Here is a 17,475-nt window from a genome sequence, read left to right as displayed (position 1 = left end):
AGGTCGTCGTCATCCCCAGCGTTGCCCCCCGAAGGAGACAGTCATGAAACCCCTTACCCCCGCGTTACTCGCCGCCCTTGGACTGGGCACGGTTCTGGCCCAGACGGCCAATCCGATCGTCCTGAACCTGACGCTGTTCGCCGTTCACAGCGTGCAGGCCGATGGCAAGACCACCGAGCAGCTCGTGCCCAACCCGGGCAACGTGCTTCCAGGCGACGTCCTGAGCCAGGTCGTCACGGTGAAGAACACGGGCACGAAGGCCGTCATGAACCTCCCGGTCACGCTACCCGTCCCCAAAAACACCTTCTACATGGCGCCCGAGGCCGGACTGCCCGTCACCCGCACGGAATACTCCATCGATGGCAAGACCTTCGCCCCCGCCCCGCTGATGAAGAGCGTCACCGTCACCGAGAACGGCAAGAGCGTCACCAAGCAGGTGGAGGTGAAACCCGGCGAGTACACCGCCGTGCGCTGGTACGTCGCTGAACTTGGCGCGCAGGCCACCGTGAAGCTCGGCTACCGCATCCAGGTCAAGTAATTCCCTTCCCCCTGCCTCCGGCCCACACAGGCGGAGCCCGTTCATACCCGACTCCGCCCCTGTTCTGGAGGATCCCATGCAAAAAGCTCCCGCCCTACTCGTCCTGATGGCCGCCCTCGCCGCTGGTTCGGCCAGCGCCGCCGGTACTCTGGCCGGCACGACCATCACGAACACCGCCAGCGCCGAGTTCCCGGATCCCAACAACCCCACGGATCCGACCAAGAACATCAGCAGCCCGTCGAACACCGTGTCCACGGTCGTGCTGCCCAAGCCCGCCTTCGACGTCACGTACTCGGACGGCACCACCGACGGCGGCACCCAGAATGACCTGAGCACGACCACCGTGGTCACGTCCGGCGCGGTGCCCGGTCAGCAGATTGCCACGAACTACTCGCTGGTGAACAACGGGAACGTCACGCTGGGAATCATCCTGAACGCCGACACGACCGGCAGCGCTTCGGGCGAGGTCGTCAAGTACTACCGCCTGAACACTGACGGCAGCCGCGGGGCGGAGATCGTGGCGGGCAGCACAGTGACCGTCCTGGCCGACGATCCCGCGACCCCCGGCACCGACGAGGGCGTGATCAAGATCGTGCAGGTCGTCACGCTGCCGACCGATCCGACCCTGATCACGCCGGCGAGCGTGTTCGGCGCGAGCCCGGTGGGCACCGTGACCGGCACGCAGGGCGCCGATCCGCTCGTCACGCCCGGCAACGGCTACGCGAACGGCAGCACCGTGACCGAAGACGGCAAGGCGGCGGCCACCGACCGCCAGTTCGTGCGCGTGACCGTGTTCACGCCCGTCCTGGACAACAACCCCAACACCAGCGTCACGAACCCCGTCGACAGCCAGGGCAACCCCATCACGAACCCCGCCCTGATTCCTCCGGTCACGAGCGTGGACGTGCCCACCGAGACGACCGGCAAGGCGAACGACAACACCCCGGTCGTGACCACCGCCGGGTACGTCACGCCCGGCGCGCCCGCGTCGGATCCCACGCCCGGCGGCACGCCGATCGTGCCGAACGTGGCCACCGATGAACAGTTCGCGTACCCCAAGGCCGACACCAACGCCACTCCCGACACGGTCGTGTTCACGAACACCCTGAAGAACACCGGCGCCGCAAGCGACACCGTGCAACTCTACCCGGTGCTGGCCAACGGCACCGCTGATCCCGCGTACACCTACGACGACACAACCGGCGTGTTCACCAACACCACGACCGGCGTGAAGGTCAGCTTCCTGGATCCGGTGACGGGCGCAGTCATCAAGAAATCCACCGACCCCACCAATCCCACTGCCGCGCTGTACCCGACCGTGACCGTGCCGGCCAACAGCACCGGCGTGTACCGCGTCCAGGTGATCTTCCCCGATCTGAACGACTCCGATCCCATCAGCCAGGTCAGTGTGCAGATCGGCGCCGACTCGCTCAAGGACGCGGACGTCGTCTCGAACGCCGCGACCCGCGACACCATCCTGCCGCCCGCCTCGCAGTTCGGCGACGCGACCGTCGCGCAGGGCGCCGACTCCGCGCCGACCCCGGTACAGATCGTCAACCCGAACGGCGCGACCGGCGGGTCGACCAGCCCGGATGGCGGCGGCGCGAGCGGGGATCGCACGGCCATCTTCCCCATGGACGTGGCGAACAACGGCCAGTACAACGATTCGTACACGCTGAGCGGCAGCGTGACCTTCACCGACGCCGTGACGGGCCTGCCGACCGCCGCCGTGCCCGTGCTGTACTACGCGCCGGACGGCACCCTGCTGCCCCGCGTGAGCTCGGTGTCCACCGATCCCGGCTACAACCAGTTCATCACGCCGGTCATCGCTCCGGGCACCGAGTACAAGCCCATCGCGGTCGTCCAGACACCCGCCGGCACCAAGACCGGGGACTACACGGTCAGCCAGACCTCCGTCGGCAACTACAGCACCACGTCCAACACCGATACCAACGACATCATCCGCGTGTCGCCCATCGGCAGCGTGCCGGTCGCGAAGTTCGCCGCGAAGGCTGGCGTGGCCGCTGGCACCGACCCATACGCTGGAATTCCGAACCCCGCCGGCTATACCGCGACCGGGACGAACGGCGCCAAGCCCGGCGACCGCATCAGCTACCGGATCATCGCGAAGAACAACTACAACACCGCCGTGACCACCTTCTTCCTGCGTGACACCGTGCCGGCCAACACCGAGCTGTTCAGCGTGGCCCTGAACCCGACCGCCGCCAAGACCATCTACCGCGTGAACAGCGGCTCGTGGTCGGCCACGGTGCCCGCCGCTGGGCTGGCCGCCGGAACCGTCATCGATACGGCGCTCGACCTCAACAACGACTCCATCCCCGATGACCTCGCGCCGGGCGCGACCCTCAGCGTGGACTTCGTCGTCACCGTCAAATAAGGCCCCGGCCCGGCACGCTCCAAGGAGCGTGCCGGGCCACTCCACTCCCGACCCAACAGCAGAAATCCAATTGTGTAACTGGCCCATTTTGGGGCTCCACGTCAAAGTTCTCCGGCAGCGCCCCTGCCACCGCCCCGTCCTGAATCCTAGGAGCGCCCAGTGAAACCAGCCGTTCCCTCCGTCCTGCGCTCTGCCCTGCTCGGCCTGCTCTCGCTGGCGAGCGTGGCGGGCGCGGTCGGCACGCCCGCCGGCACCGTCATCTCCAACCAGGCGTCTGCGCTGTTCGCCACGCCCAACCCCCAGGATCCCCAGGAGTCCGCGTCGAACATCGTCAGCACTGTCGTGCAGCCGGTGTGTGCGGTCAGCGTGGGCCCGGACGGTACGGCGGCGCTGCCCGGCCAGAGCGCCACGCTGCTGCCCGGCGAGCGGGCCGTGTTCCCCTACACGGTCGTGAACACCGGCAACGCCACGCAGACCTTCCCCGTGCAGAACGTCATGGACCCGAGCAGCACCATCAGCCCCGCCGTGCACGTGATCGTGGATACCAACGCCAACGGGCGGCCGGACGCCAGCGAGCCCGAGGTGAGCAGCGTGACCCTGGATGCTGACGCCCAGGCCACGCTGCTGCTGGTCGTGGATACCGGCAGCGCGCAGGGCGACGCCTTCGTGAACCTGGTGGCCGGGTGCGCCGGGGGCGTGCAGGACGCGGACAACGTGAGCCGCGTGCACGTGGGCCCACCCCCAGACTTGGCCGTGACCAAGACCTTCACGCCCGCCCTGGTGCGCCCCGGCAGCGAGACGACGGTGAACGTCACGGCGAACAACACCGGCCAGGGGGCCAGCCACGTGCTCACCCTGACCGATCTACTCGACGCGCAGGCCGCGCAGGGCCTGACGTTCGTGCCCGGCAGCGCCCAGACCACGCAGGGCACCCTGGAGTACACCACCGACGGCACGCTCTGGACGACCACCGAGACCCAGCCGGTGCGCGGCGTACGCGTCAGCGTGCCCAGCCTGAGCGCCGGGGGCACCCTCGCCCTGACCTTCCGCATGCTGGCCGGCCCCAGCGCCGAGAACCACGTGATCCCGAACACCGCGACCGGCACGACCGACAACGTGACCGTCAGCTCTACCGCTACCGCCGACGTGCGCTACCTGCCCGCCGTGGCCCTGGGCCCGGTGGGCGTGCCCACAGCGCCCGAGGGCACCGCCGCCGACCGTCAGACCATGCCGTTCGCGGTCAAGGGGCAACCCGTGTGCTTCGACCACACGCTGCTGAACACCGGTGACGTGCGCGACGACTTCACGCTCACCATCACCTACCCGCAGGGCGCCGCCACGGCCACCCTGTTGACCGCCGCCGGCCAGCCGCTGGCGCAGCCGATCACCCTCGACCCCGGACAGAGCACCATGGTTCGGGTCTGCTACGACGCGCAGTCCGGGCCGCTGGACGCCCTGATCACCGCGACCGGCGCGCGTGGCGAGACCAACAGCACGCACGACACGGTCTCGGCAGTCGAGTCGGGCCTGCCGGAACTGACCAAGTCCTATGCCGCGACCACCCTCGGGGCCGATGGCCAGACCATGCCGGTGCCTGCGGGCACCACTGTCGCCGTCGGAGACCGGATCACGTACACCCTCGTGGTGCACAACCCCTACACGCATGAACTCACGAACGCCGTGGCGAGCGACCCGCTGCCCGCCCACGTGGACGCCGTGAGCACCACGGCGGGCGGCGTGATCAGCGGCCAGCCGGGCGCACAGACCATCATGTGGCCGCTGGGCACCCTGGCGCCCGGCGAGACCCGCACGCTGGAGGCCGTCACGACCGTCAGCGCCCGCGCCGTGGACGGCGAGGCCCTGCAGAACGTCTTCACCCTGACCACCACCGAACTGGGCACGCCGCTGCCCAGCAACGAGGTCACGACGCCTGTGTGGTCCTCACAGTTGCGGATCACGAAGACCGTCAGCGCGAAGGAAGCGTCCTACGGCGACCGCCTGACCTACACCCTGAACATCACCAACCAGTCCGCCACGACTGCCATCGAGACCGCCGATGTGGCCGACACGCCCGCCCGCGGCCTGGAGTACGCGCCCGGCAGCAGCACCCTGAACGGCCAGCCCCTGGCAGATCCGGTGATCACGGCCGGCACGCTGCACTGGACGCTCAGCACCATCCCGGCCGGACAGACGGTCACCATCACCTACCAGGCCCGCGTGACGCCCGAGGCGACCGGTGAACTCGTGAACACCGTGGTGGTCAGCGGCACCGGGGCGGGCGGCGTGGCCCGCGCCGTCGCCAGCAACCGCGCGACGGCCGTGATCAAACTCAACCCGCTGCTGTTCGCGCCGCTGGCCGACATCGTGGGCGTGGTGTACGTAGACCGCAACCGCGACGGGCGCTTCGAAGCGGACATCGACACGCCGGTGCCGCGCGCCCGCGTGCTGCTCGCCGGGGGCCGCCAGGTGCTGACCGACCCCCAGGGCCGCTACTCCTTCCCGAACGTCTCGCTGGGCGCGCAGGCGCTGCGCCTTGACCCGAACACCACGCCGTATCCGCCGCTGCAGGTCGCGCCGGATGGTGGCTCGAGCGGGACCCGCACGGTGTACCTGCGCGGCCTGACCAGCGTAGACTTCCCGATGGCCCCGCTGGGCGGCGATATCGACGTGCTGCGGTATACGACCCTGCTGATCGGGGACGTGACCCTCGAGAAGACCGTGGCGCTGAGCCAGGACGGCTACGTGGTCACCCTGCACATCGTGACGCCGGGCGCCCTGGACGACGTGCAGCTGACCGATCCGCTGCCGGGCGACGCCACCTTGAAAGACGGCCGCAATACCTACGCCGGTAGCCTCGCAGCAGGTGAACACACCTTCACCTACCGCTTCACGTGGGCAGGCGAACCCAGAGCTGCCACCACGGATCCGGTCATGAGCTGGAGGTACGGACCGTGAACCCCACCCTGAAGCGCCTCGCGACCACCCTGACGGCCCTGCTGGCCGTGGGCGTGGGCGCCGCGCAGGATCTCAGCACCAGTCTGCCCATGACCTCGGTCGGTGACCGCCTGATGTGGACGGTCGGTGACCAGAACCTCACGCTGGACGTGCCGCGCGCCGGCCATGTCCGCCTGGAGCTGTACTCCCCGCGCGTCGATCAGGGCGACTACCGCAGCGACACCTACTTCGGCGACGAGCAGTACGACAAGAACCGCAGCGCCGTCACCACAACCTTCACGCTGCTGCACGCCAACGGCAGGGCCGTCGTGGCACGCACCTTCACGCCCGGCGCGCACGGCTGGGAAACGCTGATCGACCAGGATCTGCCGGCCGGGTCGTACCGCCTGGTGGCATCCACGCAGGGCAACGGCAAGAACACCTTCGCGGTGCGGCTGGCGGGCGTGAGCGCCATGATCAGCACGGATCGCCTGCGCGTGAACGTCCACTCGACCAGCTGGGTGCCCGCCGTGAAGATCACCAGCGACGGCCAGCCGCACGTGCTGCGCATGTTCGACGGCGACGGCCCCCGCGAACTCGAAGCGCAGCTGCGCGATGCCCAGGGCCACGTCACGCCGCTGATCGTCAGCGCGGATCTCGCGTACAGCGACATCACCTTCCCCGCTCAGGCGGGCACGTACACCGTGGAGCTGCGCCAGCCCGCTACGGCGCGGCAGTACAGCAACACGGTGGGCTTCAGCCTCACGCGGGCCGGATCCGCCCAGCCGATCGTGGTGAGCCGCATCGACCAGACCGGAACGCTGCGCGTCACGGCCGAGCTGCTGCTTCCCAGCGGCGCGCAGCCCACCACCGCCGACGTTACCGTGGGCGACACGCCCGTGAGCGTGAACGGCGCCGCCGAGCAGACGGTCGAGGCCGGCACGTACACGGTCGTGCCCCAGCCGGTGGCTGGCGCGGACGTCACGCTCGACACCAGCCGCGTCACGGTGCCCAGGGGCGGCAGCGCCGGCGCCCACGTGCAGATCCGCCCGCAGGTGAAACTGACCCTGCGGGCCGACAAGCAGGACGTCTGCGTGGGCGACACGGTCACCCTGACGGCCCGCGCCGCCACCGACTTCGGCGGCGACCTGCCCATGAACCTCAGCGTGGACGCGCCCGGCCTGAACATCACCGGCGCGCAGACACTGGATGGCACCCTGAGCGCCACGCGCCCCGGTGAGCTGCGCGTGACCGGCACGGCCACCACGCCTGGTCCCCTGACCGTGACGGCCCGCCTGGATCCCTGGGCTCAGGAGCAGACACTGAACCTGAACGTGCAGGCGGAGGTCACGAGCCTGCAGCTGAGCCGCGACGCGCTGCCGGACGCCGCGCCGGGCAGCGAGGTCACGGTGAGCCTGCGCGTCACGAACACGGCCGCCCGGACCACCCTGTTCGACCTGATGGACACGGCCGGCACCGGCCTGACGCCGCTGGACAGCACGCACTTCGCCGGCAAGCTGGCCCCCGGTGAGACCCGCGTCCTGACGTACCGCGCCCGCGTGGGCATGAGCGGGCCGGTGCTTCTCCAGGCCCGCCTGAGCAGCCCGGACTGCGTCGCCACGCAGACCTCGGCCGCGAGCCTGACGGTGCTGCCCGCCACGCCCGCGCCTGTCGCCACGCCGACCCCGGTCGTCGCCCCCATGCCAGCCCCGGCACCTGCGCCCGCACCGGCCCAGCGCCGCGTGAGCAAGGTGCTGCTGCCCTTCGACGCGCCCGCCCAGGCGTCGCAGCTTGTGGTCGCGCACCGCGTGCCGGACGGCGCGGCGTACCTGCCCGGCAGCTCCAAGCTGGACGGCGCCGCCTTCCCCGATCCGCTGCGTGGCCCGAACGGGACACTGTACTGGCTGATCCCCGGCCACGGCGCCCAGGGCGTGCAGGCCCTGCGCGGCGCGGTCACGTACTCGCTGACCCACACCGGCCCGCTGGGCACGCTGGACAAGCCCGCCCTGCTGGCCCGCTTCAAGGGCGAACGCAGTGAGCTGCTCGAAGGCGAGATGGACATGGCCGACCTGCACGCCGCTCTGCCGCTGGACACGGTGGCCGCGCCCACCCAGAACGCGGGCCGGATCGTCTTCCCACTCGACGGCAGCCTGATCCGTGTCCGCGACCGGATCCGCGTGACGGTGCAGGTCGCGCCCGGCGAGCAGAGCGCCCTGAGTGTAAACGGGCAGCCCGTCGCGGCCGACCAGATCGGCGAGGTCAGCACCGCCGCCGACGGCTCGCAGCGCGTGACCTACGTGGGCGTGCGCCTGCAACCCGGCAAGAACACCCTGAGCGCCGGGCCGGACACGATCACCGTGCAGCTGGTGGGCGCCACCGTCCGCACCGAGGTGACGCCGGTGGCCCTGATCGCGGATGGCAGCAGCCCGCTGCGTCTGAAGATCCGCACGCTGGACGCCCAGGGCAACCTTACGGATCAGCCCAGCGTGACCCTGAGCAGCAGCCTGGAACCCCTCGCGGCCGACGGGGAACCCTCGGAGAGCGGCTACCAGGTGCGCCTGGACGGCGGGCAGGGCGAACTGGTGCTGCAACCGCAGGCCACGCCCACGACCCTGAAGCTCGCCGTGCAGCAGGGCACGGACGTCAAGCACCTGACCTTCGAGGTGCGCCCGGACGACAGCCGCGTGGGCGTCGGAATGGTCAGCGCCACGCTGGGCCTGGATGGCAGCCTGAGCCTCGCCGACGACCTGCGGGTGCAGGCCCGCGCGTCCTACGAGGGCCCGCTGGGCGGCGGCAAGCTGTACGCCGTGGCCGACACCGATGGCCTGCCCACGGATCGCGACACCCTCAATCGCTTCAGCACCTACGGCGACAGCTCGGTGGAGAGCGTGCCTCTCCAGGGCATCGATCCGGTCGCGCTGACCTACGATCACCCCAGCTTCCGGGCGTCGTATCAGCGCAGCGCCCTGCCCATCGACGTGCTCAGCGTCGGCGAGCAGCTCACGGCCCTCACGGCGTCCACCAAGGGCGACGTGCAGGTCTCAGGCTTCGCGGCGCTGGTGCCCGTGAACCGCGTGACGGGCGAGACGGTCATCCCGGAAGGCACGCGCCTGCTGCGGCTCGCGAAGGGTGGCCTCTCGGACGGCAGCGAGACCCTGACCGTCGTGACCCGCGAACGCGGCACCGGCAAGGAACTGCGCCGCGTTCAGCTCACCCGTAACGTCGATTACCTGCTCGACCTGAAGACCGGGATCATCACGCTGGCCCGCGCGCTCGACCCGGTCGATGCCGACCTGAACGACGTGGTGGTGCTCGCCGATTACCGCCTGGCCAATCCGCTGGCCCAGCGCCAGGCCGCCTTCGGGGCGCAGGTGAAGGTCACCGGACAGCACTACAGCGTGGGCGTGGCCGCCGTCAGCCTGGACAGCGCAGTCACGACCGGCGCGCGGGCCACCTACGACGACGGCACGCTGCACGCCGACGGATTGATCGCCTACTCCGGCGGCATTCAGGCCAGCCTGGACGCGGGGGCGAAACTGGGGGCCGACACCACCGTGGCCGCCCGCGTCCGCTACCAGGACGCCACGTACGGCGGCCTGACGCCCTTCACGCCCGGTCTGACCGCCGGGATCGACGCCACCAGCACCCTCACCGCGAATCTCAGCGCCAGCGCCCAGGCCGAGTACCACGACAGCGGGAGCGGCAGCGCGCGCGCCCAGGGCGGCAGCGTCACGGCCCGTGCCGACTACCGGCTCTCGCCCTTCAGCGTCGGCGCGGGCCTGCGCGCCGGAGCTGGCGACGTGGCTGGGCTGGGCGTGGTGCTCGGCGCCGGGTACCACAACGCGCCCGTCGACGTAGACGTCACGCACGTGCAGCCGCTGGGCGCGGCGGGCGGCACCCTCGACCCGACCACGACCATCGCCACCCGCTACGCCCTGAGCGACACCCTGAGCGTGAGCCTGCGCGACGAGATCAACTGGAAGACCGGGCAACGCGCCGCCCTGAGCCTCGACAACCGCGTCGGCAACACCACGTACCAGCTGGCGTACGACCTGCCGGGCAGCGGCGGCCAGAGCAACCGCGCCCGCTTCGGTGTGGGCACCGCCCTGACGCTCAGCGACCGCCTGAACCTGGGCCTGCGCGCCAGCGCCCTGTATGACGTGGCCGCCGCGCAGACTGAACTGGGGGCCGGGGCCGACCTGACCTACAAGACGGATCGTGTGACCGCGACCGCCGGAACCGACGTGACCAGCAGGGCCGCCGGCTTCGGCGTGGTGCTGCGCGCCGGCGTGAGCGGCCAGCTCAATGACCACCTGACCCTCACCGCCGACGGCCTCGCCGAGTTCGGGGCGGGCAAGAGCGGGGTGCGCGCCGCCGTCGGGTATGCCTACCGCAACAGCGCCTTCAACTCGCTGGGCACCGTGCGCTACGTGACCGGCACCCTGGCCGGCACCGCCCCGGAATTCAGCAGCAACCTAGCCGCCGAATACCGCCAGCCGCAGTGGGCCGTGCGCGCCGGCCTGGACACCCGCACCCTGCTCAGCGACCCCGACAGTTTCACCGCGCAGCTCGGCCTGGGCGGCACGTACTACTTCGGCAACCGTTTCGGCATCGGTGCGTGGGGCCGCATGATCACGCAGCCCGGCAGCAGCACCACCCAGCTCGGCTACGGCCTGGAAGGCAGCGTGCGCGTGCTGCCCGGCACGTGGCTGACCGCCGGGTACAACCCCGCCGGCTTCGACGGCCTGGGCACCGCCTACACCAAGCAGGGGGCGTACCTGCGCCTGGACCTGACCATCGACGAGACCCTGGGGGGCCAGCCGTGAATCGCATCTTCTTGAGCCACCTGTACCAGCGTCCAACGCTCCTGCTGGCCGCCCTGCTGAGTTCGTCCGCCGCCGCCCTGATCTGCCCCACGCCAGGCAAGGATGGCGTGGGCAGCAGCCTGACCGGCGTGGTCAACACGTACTACCCCGGCGCAGCCAGCGCGGCAGCCGGGGCCACCAGCCTGAGCCTGGGCACCAGTACCGGTAGTAGCACCCAGATCACGCCGGGCGACCTGTTGGTGGTCGTGCAGATGCAGGACGCCACCCTGAACGCGACCAACACCAGTGCGTATGGGGCGGGCGGTACCAACGGCACCGGTGCCACGGCCGTGGGCGCCGGGAAGTACGAGTACGTCGTGGCCACGTCCTCAGCAAGTGGCGGCGGCAGCGTCAACATCAAGGGCGACGGCAGTGGCGGCGGCCTGATCAACAGCTACACGGACAGCGCATACACGACCACCAGCGGGGCCAAGCGCTTCCAGATCATCCGCGTCCCGCAGTACAGCAGCGCGACCCTGGGGGCGGCCCTGAGCGCCCCCGCGTGGAATGGCACGAGCGGCGGTGTCGTTGCCATCGACGTGGCCGGCTCGCTGGGCCTGAACTCGGGCACCATCACCGTGAGCGGCCTGGGCTTTCGCGGTGGCGGCGGCCGGGGCCTGTCAGGCGGCACTGGTGGCACCAACACCGACTACCGCAACCTGGCCACCAACGCCTTCCACGCCCAGAAGGGTGAGGGCATCGCCGGAACGCCCCGGTACCTCAACAATACGGGCGCGCTGCTGGACACCACCGTGGAGGGCTACCCCAACGGCAGTTCCGCGCAGGGCGCGCCGGGCAACGCCGGGGGCGGCGGTACCGACGGCAATCCCACCGCGAACGACCAGAACAGCGGCGGTGGCGGCGGTTCCGGCGCCGGCGCCGGCGGCAAGGGCGGGCGCACCTGGAGTTCCCAGTCAGATATCGGGGGGCGCGGCGGCAGCGGTGTGACACCGACTGCAACCGCCCTGGTTATGGGCGGCGGGGGTGGGGCCGGCACGACCAACAACGCGACGGGCACGCCCGCCAGTGGCTTCGCCAGCAGCGGCGCCGCCGGGGGCGGCCTGGTGCTGGTGCGGGCCGGGAGCATCAGCGGTACGGGCAGCATCACGGCCAATGGCGCTGACGCGAACAACACCGTCCTGAACGACGGCTCGGGCGGTGGCGGCGGCGGCGGCACGGTACTGGTCACGTCCAGTGCGGCCCTCCCCGCGACCCTGTCGATCTACGCGAACGGGGGCGCGGGCGGAACCAACACCGGCGGCGGTGCACCCCACGGCCCAGGCGGCGGCGGCGGCGGCGGCGCCATCGTGCTGTCCGGAAGTGGTCCGGCCACCGTGCAGCGCAATGGGGGCGCCGCCGGCACCACGGCGGCCGGCGGGACGGACGGCACCACCTTCGGCGCCATCGCTGGCTCAGCCGGGACACTGGTCACCACCGCTACGCCCACGACCATTCCCGGCGCGGCTGGTTCCAGCAGCTGCTTTGCGGCCCTGACCGTCACCAAGACCACCAGCACGCCGAGCCGCGTGCAGAGCGTGGATACGGCCGCCACGTACACCGTAACGGTCAGCAATACCGGCGGTGGCGTGATCGGCGCGGCCATCACGGACGCGCTGCCCAGCCCGCTGGCCTATACGGGTACCGCGATTACTCCGACCTACAGCGGCGGAGCCAGCGGACCGGCCAGCGTCACCGGTAGCGGCACGACCGCCGTGACCTTTGGGACGCCCGGCGGAGCCAGCGCTGCCAGCTTCTACATCCCCACGGGCGGCAGCGTCTCCCTGACCTTCGCTGCTGCCCTGAACTCGGCGACGCCCGGCACGTACCAGAACCCGGCGACCGTCACCTACAGCGATCCCACCCGCACGGGCACGCAGACCGTCTCGCCGGGCGGCGTGCGCGTGGACGGCGGCACGGTCGGCGGCAGTAACTATGCCTCCGGAAGCAGCACGGCCGAGGACGTGACGGTCACGCCCGCCGCCGACCTCGCCATCACGAAAACGGATGGTGTCGCCAGCGTGAACGCAGGTGGTACCACCACTTACACGGTACGGGTGACGAACAACGGACCCAGTAGTGTGACTGGCGCGACTCTGACAGATGCCGCCGCCACTGGGCTGAGCAAGACCGCCGTGGCCTGCTCGGGCACGCCCGGTCAGTGCTCGACCCCTCCGACCGTCGCGCAACTCCAGACTGGGTATTCTCTGCCATCCATCGCCAGCGGGCAGTTCTATGAACTGACGGTCACCACCAGCGTCACAGCCGTGAGTGGGAGCGTGGCGAACACCGCCACCATCGCCGTACCGAGTGGCACCACCGACCCCACTCCCGGCAACAACTCGGCCACCGACACCGACACCGTCACGCCTGCCACCCTCAGCCTGCAAAAAGCGCTGGCCAGTGGCGGGCGCGTGGCGAACACAGACCAGTTCACCCTGAGCATCGGCGGCACCAGCGTGACCACCACCGGCACGGGCAGCAGCGTGACCAGCGCCGCCTTCACCCTCAACCCGGCGACCGTGGGCACGGCCTACACCCTGTCCGAAACGGCGTCGGGTACCACTACGCTGGCGAACTACACCAGCACCTACGCCTGCACGAATACCCTCTCGGGCGGCCAGACACCCAGCGGCGCGGGCACCAGCTTCACCGTGACTCCCGTTCCCGGCGACGCCCTGAGCTGCACCTTCACCAACACCCGCAAGAGCGCCACGCTGAACCTCAAGAAGACCTGGGCGGCCAATAGTCTCTCCGGTGACGCCATCACCGTGACGACGACCGGCGCGATCAACAATGCCAGCGTCGTCGCGACCGCCACCGCAGCGGGCAACAGCGTCAGCGGCGGCAGCGTGACGGTCTACGCGGGTGAGGCCATCACGCTGCCCGGCGAGACCTTCACCACCGGCAACGCCGCCAACTACACCACAGCCCTGGCCTGCACGGGCACCTCCGGCCTGACTGGATCGACCCTGACGGTCGGCGCCGCCGATACGGCCATCGTCTGCACGTACACCAACACCCGCAAGAGCGTCACCCTGACGCTGAAGAACACCTGGTCAGCCCTCAGCATGATCGGCGACCGGGTCACGCTGTCGAGCAGCGGCCTGACGAACAACGCCAGCACGCCCGTCTCGACCGTGGCCAGCGCCGCCACCCAGACGGACACGGGCACCGCCGTCACGGTGTATGCCGGCGATACCGGTACCCTCGTCGAGACCTTCAACGTGGGTAGCGCGGCCAGCTATGCCACCGGCCTGGCCTGCACCGGAACGTCCGGTCTGAGCGGCAGCACGCTCACCGTCGGTGCGGCCGACACGGCCATCGTCTGCACCTTCACCAACACGCTCAAGCCAGATCTGACCGTGACCAAGACGCACAGCGGCACATGGTCGCAGGGTGACACCGGCAAGACCTACACCCTCACCGCATCCAACAGTGGTGGGAGCACCACCAGCGGCACCGTGACGGTCACCGATACGCTGCCGACAGGCTTGACGGCCACGGCGATCAGTGGCACCGGCTGGACCTGCACCCTCGGCACCCTGACCTGCACCCGCAGCGACGCCCTGACTGCCGGCAGCTCCTACCCCGTCATCACCGTCACCGTCACCGTCAGTTCCACCGCCGCCGCCACGGTCACCAACACCGCCGCCGTCAGTGGCGGGGGCCAGACCAACACCACCAACGACACTGCCAGCGATCCCACCTCCATCACTCCCGCCGCCGACCTGGCCGTCACCAAGACCGACGGCGTCGCCAGCGTGAACGCGGGTGGTACGACCACGTACACCATCCGCGTGACGAACAACGGCGCCAGTTCCGTGACCGGCGCGATCCTCACCGACGCCGTCGCCACGGGGCTGACCAAGACCGCCGTAGCCTGCTCGGGCACGCCCAGTCAGTGCTCGACGCCTCCGACCGTCGCGCAACTCCAGGCTGGGTACGCCCTGCCAGCTCTGGCCAACGGCCAGTTCTACGAGCTGACCGTCACCGCCAGCGTGAGCGCCACGAGCGGAAGTGTGGCGAACGTCGCCACCATCGCCGTGCCGAGTGGCACCACCGATCCCACGGCTGGCAACAACGCGGCCACCGACACCGACACCGTCACGCCCGTCGCCGACCTCACCCTCACCAAGACCGATGGGGTGAGCAGTGTCACTCCGGGCAGCTCCACCACCTACACCCTCACCCTCACCAACAACGGGCCGTCCAGCGCGAACAACACGGTGCTGACCGATCCCGCCGCCACGGGCCTGCTCAAGACTGGCATCAGCTGCGTCGCCGCTGGCGGAGCTGCGTGCCCGCTCGTGACGACCCTCACCCTGGAAACCGGCCTGACGATGGCCACCCTGCCCGCCGGCGGCTCCATTACCCTGACGGTGCCCGCCAGCGTCACCGCCGTCAGTGGGAGCGTCACGAACAGCGTCACGGCCACGCTGCCCGGCGGCACGGTCGATCCCACTCCGACTGGCACCGTCTCAGACACGGACATCATCAACCCGGTCGCCGACCTGGCCGTCACCAAAACCGACGGTGTGGCGAGTGTCACGGCGGGTAGCACCACCACTTACACGGTACGGGTGACGAACAACGGCCCCAGCAGCGTCACCGGCGCAATCCTCACCGACGCCGCCGCCACCGGACTGAGCAAGACCGCCGTCGCCTGCTCCGGCACGCCCGGTCAGTGCTCGGCCGGCACCACCCCCACCATCACGCAGCTTCAGGCCGGATACGCCCTGCCGGCCATCGCCAGCGGGCAATTCTACGAACTCACCGTCACGGCCAGTGTCACAGCCGTGAGTGGCAGCGTGGCGAACACCGCCACCATTGCCGTGCCCAGCGGCACGACCGATGCCACTCCCGGCAACAACTCCGCCACCGACACCGACACCGTCACGCCTGTCGCCGATCTGACGATCACCAAGACACACAGCGGTACGTGGTCGCAGGGCGACACCGGCAAGACTTACACCCTCACCGTCGCCAACAGTGGGCTCGGCTCCACCAGCGGCACGGTCAGTGTGACCGACACCCTGCCGACGGGCCTGAGCACCACGGCGATCAGTGGCACCGGCTGGACCTGCACCCTCGGTACCCTGACCTGTACCCGCAGCGATGTGCTGACCGCCGGCAATTCCTACCCCGTCATCACCGTTACCGTCAGTGTCAGCTCCACCGCCGCGGCCACCGTCACCAACACCGCCGCCGTCAGTGGCGGGGGCCAGACCAACACCACCAACGACGCCGCCAGCGATCCCACCACCATCACTCCTGCCGCCGACCTCAGCATCACGAAAACGGACGGCGTGACCACCTTCCATGTGGGCAGTGTCCTGACGTACACGGTCGTGGTCAGCAACGCCGGGCCGTCCACCGCCACTGGGGCGACGGTCAACGATCCGCTGCCCAGCGGCATCGCCGCGGCGAACATGAGCTATACGGCCACGGCCAGCGGCGGCGCGACCACGACCGTGACCGGCACGAAGTCCGGCGCGCTGAGCGACACCGTGACCCTCGCGCCGGGCGCGACCGTGACCTACACGGTCACGATCACGGTGCCGACCGGGTACGCGAGCGGCAGCCTGGTGAACACGGCGACCGTCACGGCCCCCGGCAGCGTCACCGATTCGAACACGGCGAACAACACGGCGACCGACACTGACACCCGTGAGCCGCCGGTGGCGAACAACGACACGGCGGCCACCAACCCGCTCGTGCCCGTGACCTTCAACATCACGAACAACGACACCGGCCCCGTGAACCCGGCCACCGTGGATCTCGATCCGGCCACGTCCGGCACGCAGACCACCTTCACCGACCCGGGCAAGGGCACGTACACGGTCGATGCCAGTGGCAACGTGACCTTCACGCCGGCGGCCGGCTTCGTGACCGGCACCAGCAGCATTCCCTACACGGTGAAGGACTTCCTGGGCGTGACGAGCAACGCGGCCACCATCACCGTGACCGTGCCGGCCGGCGCGGACCTCGCGACCGCCAAGTCCGGGCCTGCGTTCGCCGCCCCCGGCGATACCCTCACCTACACCATCACCGTCACGAACACCACCGCTGCGCCCGCCGCCGCCTATACCGTGACGGACACGCTGGCCAGCGGCCTGACCTTCGTGAGCGCCAGCAACGGCGGCATCTACAACAGCGGCTCGCGCACCGTCACGTGGACGCTGGCGTCCATCGGCGCGAGCGCGCAGCAGGCCCTGACCATCACGGCCACCGCCCCCAGCGCCGCGCAGGTCACCGGCGGCATGCCGACCGTGCAGAACACCGCGACCGCCACGCTGCCGGGCGACCCGACCGCCGCGAACAACACCTCGGCCCCCGTGACGACCCGCATGATCCTGAACGAACTGAGCAAGAACGTGCGCAACGTCACCACGGGCTCCGTGTTCGGCACGACGGGCAGTGGGAAGCCCGGCGAGGTGCTGGAATACTGCCTGGCCGCGCACAACCTGGGCGGCGCAGACCTCGGCACGGCCACGAGCGGCTATCTGGTCAAGGACACGCTGCCCGGCAACGTCAGCGCTCTCCTGACCGCCTACGACGCCGACGAGCCCTCGGCGGCCACCGGCTACGGCGTGAGGGTCACGCGCGGCGCAGCGGCCCCCACGTACCTGAAGAGTGACGTGGCCACCCTGACCGGCACGAACCTGAACGTGAACCTGGGAACCGTGACGGCCGGGGAGACCGTGACCGTCTGCTTCCAGGCGACCATCCGCTGACGCCGA

Annotated in this window: 5 protein-coding genes; all 5 read left to right on the top strand. The window is 70.1% G+C overall.

Annotated features, from left to right (window positions below):
* Positions 1-43 precede the first annotated feature (43 nt).
* The 5 genes from E7T09_RS18510 to E7T09_RS22500 all read left to right on the top strand — a co-directional run bounded on the left by E7T09_RS18510 (position 44) and on the right by E7T09_RS22500 (position 17,469).
* On the top strand, positions 44-538 hold the full coding sequence (locus E7T09_RS18510; protein WP_136390673.1) for a hypothetical protein: 495 nt from the start codon (positions 44-46) through the stop codon (positions 536-538).
* A gap of 76 nt (positions 539-614) precedes the next feature.
* Complete coding sequence (locus E7T09_RS18505) at positions 615-2,936, top strand: DUF11 domain-containing protein (protein ID WP_136390672.1); 2,322 nt, start codon at positions 615-617, stop codon at positions 2,934-2,936.
* Between the two features lie 159 nt (positions 2,937-3,095).
* Positions 3,096-5,891 (top strand): isopeptide-forming domain-containing fimbrial protein, encoded by a 2,796-nt coding sequence (locus E7T09_RS18500; RefSeq protein ID WP_240741891.1) that lies wholly within the window; start codon positions 3,096-3,098, stop codon positions 5,889-5,891.
* Positions 5,888-10,696: a DUF11 domain-containing protein gene (locus E7T09_RS18495; RefSeq protein ID WP_240741890.1), complete on the top strand. Its 4,809-nt coding sequence runs from the start codon at positions 5,888-5,890 to the stop codon at positions 10,694-10,696. The genes E7T09_RS18500 and E7T09_RS18495 overlap by 4 nt, the downstream gene beginning before the upstream one ends.
* Positions 10,693-17,469 (top strand): isopeptide-forming domain-containing fimbrial protein, encoded by a 6,777-nt coding sequence (locus E7T09_RS22500; RefSeq protein ID WP_136390671.1) that lies wholly within the window; start codon positions 10,693-10,695, stop codon positions 17,467-17,469. Before E7T09_RS18495 ends, E7T09_RS22500 begins: the two co-directional genes overlap by 4 nt.
* Positions 17,470-17,475: the final 6 nt, after the last annotated feature.

The organism is Deinococcus sp. KSM4-11, from assembly GCF_004801415.1.
Taxonomy (GTDB): domain Bacteria; phylum Deinococcota; class Deinococci; order Deinococcales; family Deinococcaceae; genus Deinococcus.
The sequence above is the reverse complement of the archived record's forward strand: the minus strand, read 5'-3'. Positions and strand labels throughout refer to the sequence as shown.

Coding starts and splice junctions, on each gene's coding strand:
- E7T09_RS18510 (WP_136390673.1), top strand. CDS start 44: ATGAAACCCCTTACCCCCGCGTTACTCGCCGCCCTTGGACTGGGCACG.
- E7T09_RS18505 (WP_136390672.1), top strand. CDS start 615: ATGCAAAAAGCTCCCGCCCTACTCGTCCTGATGGCCGCCCTCGCCGCT.